The following is a 7659-nucleotide window of genomic DNA, read 5'->3' on the forward strand; positions in this document are numbered from 1 at the left end:
CCCCCGCCGCCGTCCCGCGGCGCCGCGCCGGCGGCGCGCCCTCCCGGACCGCGCGCGCCGCAGCAGGATCCCGCGGCGGGCGCCGCGCACGCGGTGCTCGCGGTGCACGTCCGGCCCTACGCCCAGCGCGCGCTCCTCGACGGGATCGAGGTCGCCCACGGCGAGCAGCTCGTCCGGTTCGACCTCGGCCCGGGCTCGCACGTCATCCAGATCGAGCACGCGTGCTGCGCCCCCTTCGTGAGGAAGGTCACGGCGGAGGAGGCGACGCGGCAGGGAGAGCTGCGGGTCCCCCTCGAGCCGCGCCCGGCCCGGATCCGGGTCGAGGGCGATCCGTCCACCCGGGTGTTCGTCGACGGGCGGCTGCTCGGCACGGCGGGCGATTCGCAGCGCGTCCCGTTCGCGGTGTCGGTGCCCGCGGGCGGCGACAACCCCTACGAGGCGTCCGCGCGGATCGGCCTCGATCTCGACGGCGCCTCGCCCCGCTCCGTCCAGGTGAAGCTCCGGGCCGGCGCGGAGGTGTCCGTCATGGCGACGCCGGCGGAGGATCGCCCATGAACCTCGTCCCGCTCGTCCTGCTCGGGCTCTCCCTGGCCGCGCCGCCGGAGCTCAAGCGCGCCAAGGATCGCTTCGAGTTCGGGGCGTACGCGGACGCCGCCGGCGCGCTCCGCCACCTCCTCGCCGGCGAGCCGGATCTCACCGACGACGAGGCCATCGACGCGTACCGGATGCTCGGGATCTCCGAGTACCAACTCGGCGACCTGCCGCAGGCCCGGGCCGCGTTCGTGAACCTGCTCTCCTACGACCCGGACTACGCCCTGGACCCGTTCCTCGTGCCGCCCCCGATCGTCGAGTTCTTCGACCGGGTGAAGAAGGAGCACGAGCCCGCCCTCGCGCCGCTCCGCGCCCGGCGGCGCGCGCTGCGGCAGCAGCAGCGCCTCGCCGACGAGGCGCGCCGGCGGCTCCTCGCCGAGGAGGCGGCCCGGGCCGGGCCGCCGACCAAGGTCGTCCGGGTGCAGGAGCGCATCTACCTGTTCAACTGGATGCCGCTCGGCGCGGGGCAGTTCCAGAACGGCGAGAAGGCGAAGGGGACGGCCATCGCCGCGGGCGAGATCACGCTCGCGGCCGTGAACATCGCCGCGATCCTCGTGCACAACCAGCTCGCCGACGACCGGACCCGGACCTGCGTCTCCGGCCAGCCGGGCTGCTCGAAGCCGCCCTACTCCGACTCGGATCGGCGGCTCCTGCGCAACGTCGAGGCGGTCAAGTACGCGTCCGCCGGGCTGTTCTGGGCGCTGTACGCCTTCGGCGTGTGGGACGCGCACCGGCACTTCGTGCCGCTCGTCGAGACCGAGATGACGCCGACCGGCGAGCTGACCGGCGGCTCCCTCAGGCTGGAGGTAGGCTTCTAGTGGCGCGCGGCGGCGGCGAAGCACTCATGACGAACCGACTCGAGATCCACCCGGAGCGGCACCCGTGGCGACGCTGATCGTGAAGGCCCCGGACGGCGGCGAGCGCGAGATCGCGCTCGTGAAGCGGATCACGAGCGTCGGGCGCGACCCCGAGAACGACGTGGCGGTGGAGGATCCCCGCCTGCCCGCGACCGCGCTCCACATCCACTTCGACGGGAAGGACTACAGCGCCGCCGCCCACGAGCGCGTGGACATGACCGTGAACGGCAAGCGCCGGAGCACGTGGCGCCTCGGGCCGGGCGACCGGATCCAGGTGGGGGCCACGGAGCTGTTCTTCGACCCCGCGCCCCGCGCCGCGGCGCCCCGGCCCCGGTCCGGCGAGCGGCTCCTCGCCCTCGAGACGCTGGTCCGCTTCTCGGAGCGGCTGCTCGGCGCGACCGATCTCGCCCGGCTCCTCGACGAGCTGATGGACGCGATCCTCGAGGTCACCCACGCGGACAAGGGCTTCCTGATCCTCCTCGAGGACGGCGAGATGAGCGTCCGCGCCGCGCGCAACGTGGCCCGCGAGACCATCGAGGGGGCGGTGGACCGGGTGTCCGACTCGATCATCCGCCGCGTCGTCGAGACCCGCCGCTCCATCGTGGTCGCCGACGCGCTGCACGATCGCGAGTGGTCCGGCTCCTCGTCGGTGGTGAACCTGAAGCTCTGCTCGGTGATGTGCGCGCCCCTCATGCAGAAGGGGGACGTGTTCGGCGTCATCTACCTGGGCAACGACAGCGTCATCTCGCTGTTCGACGCGGAGGCGCTCGAGGCGCTCACGGTCTTCGCCGCGCAGGCGTCGCTCCTCGTGCAGAACGCCATGCTGCTCGACGCCCTGCGGCGCGAGAACCTCACCCTCAAGGAGGCGGTCTCGTCGAAGCAGTACGGCGACCTCATCGGGGCGGGCGCCTCGATGCGCGAGGTGTACCGGCGGATCGACAAGGTCGCCGCGACCGACATCTCGGTCCTCGTCTCCGGCGAGACCGGCACCGGCAAGGAGGTCGTGGCGCGGGAGCTGCACCGCCGCTCCGCCCGGGCGAGCGGCCCGTTCGTCGCGGTGAACTGCGGCGCGATCCCGGAGGCCCTCCTCGAGTCCGAGCTGTTCGGGCACGTGAAGGGCGCCTTCACGGGCGCCGTCGCGACGCGGATGGGGAAGTTCCAGGCCGCCCACGGCGGCACGCTCTTCCTCGACGAGATCGGCGACATGCCGCTCCCGCTCCAGGTGAAGATCCTGCGCGCGCTCCAGGAGCGCGCGGTGAACAAGGTGGGGGACGCGCGGGCCGAGCCGGTGGACATCCGGGTGGTGGCCGCCACGAACAAGGTGCTCGAGGACGAGATCCGCAAGGGCACCTTCCGCGAGGACCTCTACTACCGGCTGAACGTGGTCTCCATCCAGCTCCCGCCGCTGCGCGACCGCGGCGAGGACACCCTCGTGCTCGCGAAGTACTTCCTGCAGAAGTACGCCAAGGAGTTCGGCGCGCGGGTCCGCGGCTTCACGCCGAGCGCGCTCGTCTCGATGCGGAAGTACGCCTGGCCCGGGAACATCCGCGAGCTCGAGAACCGGGTGAAGAAGGCCGTGGTCCTCGCCGACCGGGCGCTCGTCTCGGCGGAGGACCTCGACCTCCGCCCCGAGATCCTCGAGCCGATCCTGCCCCTCGCCCAGGCGAAGGAGGAGTTCCAGAAGCGCTACATCAACGAGGTGCTGGAGCGGAACGGCGGGAACCGCACCAAGACCGCCAAGGACCTCGGGGTCGATCCCCGCACCATCTTCCGGCACCTGGAGAAGCTCGAGGCGGAGCGGCGCGGCCAGCCGGCCCCGCCCGACGAGGAGGGCGAGCCGTGACCCGACGCGTCGCCGCGGCCGCCCTCGCCGCGCTCCTGCTCGCGGGCTGCCCGCTCCCGCAGCCCCTCCCCGACTACCCGAAGGGCACCGTGACGCCGCCGCGGATCCTCGCCGACGAGGTGACGGTGAACGGCGACTACGCTGCGGGCGAGCCGATCGTCAAGGTGCCGGTGGGCTGCACCGGGACCGCTCCGAGCTACGTCCTCGCCGCCCGGCTCTTCGACAGCAACAACCTCGAGCAGGTCGAGGCGCGGTGGTTCGTCGACTATCAGGCGACCACCCAGCGCGCGCCATTCGTGAGCTACCCGCCGGCCAGCGCGGATCAATCCGTGTTCACCCGCGACGTCACACCGTTCACGTTCATGGCGTACGACCAGGGGACGACGCCGGCCGCGGGTGAGGTGCACGTGGTCGAGCTGGTGGTGTCGAACGGCTTCGCGACTGATGGTGGTGCGCTGCCGTACCGGAGCCCGGCGCAAGGGTTCGAGACCGCGGTGTACCGCTGGGTCTTCCTGTACGTCGATCAGTCGGCAGCGGGCGCGCCGGCCTGTCCGTGAACGGCTACCGCCCTTCCGCGGTGCGCGCGGCGGCCTCGCGGGCCACGTCGAGCGACCGCGCGGCGGCGCGCGCCAGGTCCGCCCCCTCCTGCCCGAACCGGTTCACCTGCGCGCGATAGGCGCGGTGCAGCGCGAGCACCTCGTCCCGTGCGCGCGCCAGCTCCTGGCGGCCGCCGAAGCCCTGCGGGTCCGGGTCGCTCGCGTCGAGGCGACAGCGGTCGGAGAGGTCGTCCACCCGCTGCTCCCACTCGCGGGACCAGTCCTCCCAGCGGGCGATGGCGTCCTCCTCCCCGATCTCGCCCCCGAGGCGCCAGGCGCGCTCGTTCTGCTCGCGCTGGAGCGCGGCCAGATCGGCGACGCAGACCCGGAGCGCGGCCCGGGTGGGCAGCGCTCCAGTGGCCGCCGCCCGGTGCGGACCGCGCAGGTGCCGGACGATGCTCGTCATGACCACCGCGAGCGCGAAGGCGATGACGGCCAGGTAGAGCACCCAGAGCCCGACCCGGAAGGGGCGATAGCGAGGATCGCGCGGCGGCACGCGCCGAACCTGCCACACCGACGGCGGTCCGTCCACCGACGGGTGCCCCGGTGCACCCGCGCCGCGGGCCCGGCCGATCGCCCCGAACCGGACGGCCCCCTCGACGGGGGCTCCCCTGGGCACGGATGGCGCGCCGGAGCCGAAGGGCGAGCAGCGCAGGGCGAAGCGCCCTCGCCGGGATCAATGCTCCGCGGGTGCCGTCATGGCGCCACCCGCTTGCGGTGAGCGTCGCGAGGCACACGATGCCGTCGCCGAGCGGGGGCACACGACGACCGAGCAGCGCAGGCGATTCTAAGCTCCGTTCGCCCTGAGCGTAGGCGCGCGCTGCGCGCCGGAGTCGAAGGGCGAGCAGCGCAGGGCGAAGCGCCCTCGCCGGGATCAATGCTCCGCGGGTGCCGTCGAAACCAGGCCGAGGAACGTGCACGGGCGGCGGCTCGCGATCGCTCGGAGGCAGCGGAGATACACGCCGGGCCCCCAGAGCCTCAGGATCGTGAAGGAGTGGAGGACCACGTCCTTGCCTGTGATTGCCCCGCCCACGCTGGTGACCAGTTGCATAGGAGGTGCCGCGCATTCGGCCCGGGATTGCCTGAACTTCGGGATGCGTCGCCTCCTCGAGGCGCGATCGCTCCGCCGCGCCGGTCGTCTTTCCACCCTGCGATATCCCGAAATTACAGGGTGCGAGGCCTTTCACACCTGAAATGGGGTGTGCAGAGATGAAATGGGGCGAGCCCCCACCGCACAGGTGGCCGACCGAAAATCAATGAGTTGCGCGCCGCCCTGGCTCGAACGGGGCAGGCACGCGGATTGCCTTCTCTGATGGCGCGAGGCGGCGCGCCGGGCGGCTCTCCCTCCCCCCCGGGATCTGACCGGCAGCGTGCCTCGCATCGGGGAGCTCCCGGCGTGGTGGGTTCCACATCACGCCCGTACATCAAGCCGCGCCGGGAGCGACCCGCATTCCCCTCGACGACTCTCGGTCGAGGCGTCGCCCGGCGCCGACGCTCACCTCACCGCCGCCCCACCCGGCGCTCGAGATCCGCGAGCGAGAGCTCGAACACCACCGGCCTCCCGTGCGGACAGCGCGCCTTGAAGTCGATGGCGTCCAGGCCGTCGAGCAGGGCGCGCGCCTCCTCCGGCCCGACGTCCTGGTTCGCCCGGACCGCGGCGTGGCAGGCCATCGTCGCGAGCAGGTCGTGGAACGCGTCGTCCACCGCGCTCGTCCGCTCCACCTGCTCGAGCTGGGTGGCGAGATCCCCGAGCAGCGCCGTGAGGTCCACCCCGGAGAGCGCCGCCGGCGCCCCCTTCACGGCGAAGCTGTCGCCGCCGAAGGGCTCCACGTCGAAGCCGAGGCGGGCCAGCTCGCCGAGCCCGCCCTCGAGGGCGCGGGCCACGGCCGCGGGCAGCGTGACCACCTGCGGGAGCAGGAAGGGCTGCACCGGGATCTGGCGCGTCCGGAACGCCTCCCGCAGGCGATGGAACAGCATCCGCTCGTGGCTCGCGTGCTGGTCGATCACCACCAGCGACCCGCCCGGCGCCTCGCAGAGGAGGTACGTCCGCGCGTGCTGCCCGACGTAGCGCAACGAGGAGAAGTAGCCCGCCGGGCGGGCGCCGCCGTCGCCGTCGGCGACGGGGAACGCGAACGCCGTCGCCTGCCCCAGCGCCACCGGCGCCGCGTCCCGCGCCCGCGCGAGCACCTCGGCGACCTCCTCGCCGGCCCGCGGGAGGGGCGGCAGGGCTCCGGCGCCGGCGACGAACGGCGCGATCGCGATCGACTCGAGCGGCGGCGCGATCCCGGAAGCGCTCGCCGGGGGCGTGCTGCGGCGGAGCCATGGGGCGGTCCGCAGCGTCCCTGCGACGGCGTGGAAGATCGCGTCGTACACCTCGCGCCCCTCCGCGAAGCGGACCTCGAGCTTCTGCGGGTGCACGTTCACGTCCACCCGGCCGAGGGGCAGCTCGACGAACAGGACGCCGGCCGGGTGGCGTCCGGGCGGGAGGGTCCCGGCGAAGGCGCGGAGCACCGCGTGCGCGGCGCCGCGGTCGCGCACGTAACGACCGTTGACGAACAGGTAGAGCGCCCGCCCGGTGGCCTCGGAGTGGTCGGGAGAGCAGACCACCCCGTGCACCCGGACGTCGCCCCGGGCCGCGTCGACCGGCACCAGGTGGCGATGCGCCTCGCGCCCGAGCGCCTGGGCGGCGCGATCGGGGAGGCCGGCGCCGGCGCGCGCGGCGAGGACCTGCCGCCCCGCCGAGCGGAGGTTGAAGGAGACGTCCGGTCGCGCGAGGGCGAGCCGGATGACCGCCTCGGTCACGTGGCCGGCCTCGGTGGCCGGGGCGCGCATGAACTTCCGGCGGGCCGGCGTGTTGAAGAAGAGGTCGCGCACCTCGATGGTGGTCCCGCGGGTCCGCCCGACCGCCTCGACGGCGCCGATCACCCCGCCCTCGACGTCCACGCGCGTCCCCGCGCCGTCCTCCGCCGGCGCGGTGTCGAGCCGGAAGCGGGACACCGAGGCGATGGCGGGGACGGCCTCGCCCCGGAAGCCCATGGTGGAGATGGCGGCCAGCCCCTCCGCGTCGCGGAGCTTGGAGGTCGCGTGCCGCTCGAGCGCGAGGAGGGCGTCCTCGCGTTCCATGCCCGACCCGTCGTCCGCCACCCGGACCAGCGAGAGCCCACCCTCCTCCACGTCCACGGAGACGCCCGTCGCCCCGGCGTCGAGGGCGTTCTCCACGAGCTCCTTCACGATCGACGCCGGGCGCTCCACCACCTCGCCGGCGGCGATCTGGTTCACGAGGCCGGGGGGCAGCACCTGGATACGCGCCATGGCGGCGTTCGTACCACGCCGCCATGACGCGGCGCCCCGACGCCGGCCCCCCCGCGTGGCCGTTTGACGCTGGAGACGGGGGCCGTCTATACGATTCCGGTGGCGCGCGGGACCAACCGTAAACCAGTGAGGGCGAGGGGGAAGGCGCCGGCGGACCGCGCCAAGCCGCGCCCCGTGCTCGGGAACGATCCGTTCACCCGTGGTGCGGCGCCGCGCACGCCCGCACCGTCGCACGCGCCGCCGTCGCCGCCCGCTCCCCCGGCGCCTCGGCCGTCCGCGGCGTCTACCGCATCTACCGCATCAACGGCGAGGCCGCGGCGCGAGCCGGTCGCGCTGGCGCCCGCTCCCGCACCGACGGCGCCGGCCGCGCGCTCAGCCACGCGGACCGAGGAGCCCCCGCGCCCTGCCGCGATGCATGCGACGCCCGCCGCGCCCGCTCCGGCCGCGAGGCCGCTCGCCG

General features: G+C 74.0%; 5 protein-coding genes and 1 pseudogene. 4 read left to right on the plus strand and 2 right to left on the minus strand.

All coding sequences use genetic code 11. The features are described 5' to 3' along the window. From MNZ27_RS22420 to MNZ27_RS22435, 4 genes and pseudogenes are all read left to right on the plus strand, one after another. A pseudogene (locus tag MNZ27_RS22420) lies at positions 1-555 on the plus strand (serine/threonine-protein kinase); the annotation flags it as partial. After that, a complete protein-coding gene (locus MNZ27_RS22425) occupies positions 552-1409 on the plus strand; it encodes a tetratricopeptide repeat protein (protein WP_242396299.1) in 858 nt (285 codons plus the stop codon). The pseudogene MNZ27_RS22420 and the gene MNZ27_RS22425, both read left to right, overlap by 4 nt. 64 nt (positions 1410-1473) lie before the next feature. Further along, positions 1474-3291, plus strand: a complete 1818-nt coding sequence (locus MNZ27_RS22430) for a sigma 54-interacting transcriptional regulator (RefSeq protein WP_242396300.1) — start codon at positions 1474-1476, stop codon at positions 3289-3291. Then, complete coding sequence (locus MNZ27_RS22435) at positions 3288-3848, plus strand: hypothetical protein (RefSeq protein ID WP_242396301.1); 561 nt, start codon at positions 3288-3290, stop codon at positions 3846-3848. Before MNZ27_RS22430 ends, MNZ27_RS22435 begins: the two co-directional genes overlap by 4 nt. Positions 3849-3852: 4 nt before the next feature. Here the strand turns inward: MNZ27_RS22435 and MNZ27_RS22440 are convergent, their stop codons facing one another. Beyond that, on the minus strand, positions 3853-4383 hold the full coding sequence (locus tag MNZ27_RS22440) for a hypothetical protein (protein WP_242396302.1): 531 nt from the start codon (positions 4381-4383) through the stop codon (positions 3853-3855). A 1004-nt stretch (positions 4384-5387) separates the two neighbouring features. After that, on the minus strand, positions 5388-7199 hold the full coding sequence (gene mutL, locus MNZ27_RS22445; protein ID WP_242396303.1) for a DNA mismatch repair endonuclease MutL: 1812 nt from the start codon (positions 7197-7199) through the stop codon (positions 5388-5390). Positions 7200-7659: the final 460 nt, after the last annotated feature.

The organism is Anaeromyxobacter oryzisoli, from assembly GCF_022690765.1.
Lineage (GTDB): Bacteria > Myxococcota > Myxococcia > Myxococcales > Anaeromyxobacteraceae > Anaeromyxobacter > Anaeromyxobacter oryzisoli.

Coding starts and splice junctions, on each gene's coding strand:
- MNZ27_RS22425 (WP_242396299.1), top strand. CDS start 552: ATGAACCTCGTCCCGCTCGTCCTGCTCGGGCTCTCCCTGGCCGCGCCG.
- mutL (WP_242396303.1), bottom strand. CDS start 7,199: ATGGCGCGTATCCAGGTGCTGCCCCCCGGCCTCGTGAACCAGATCGCC.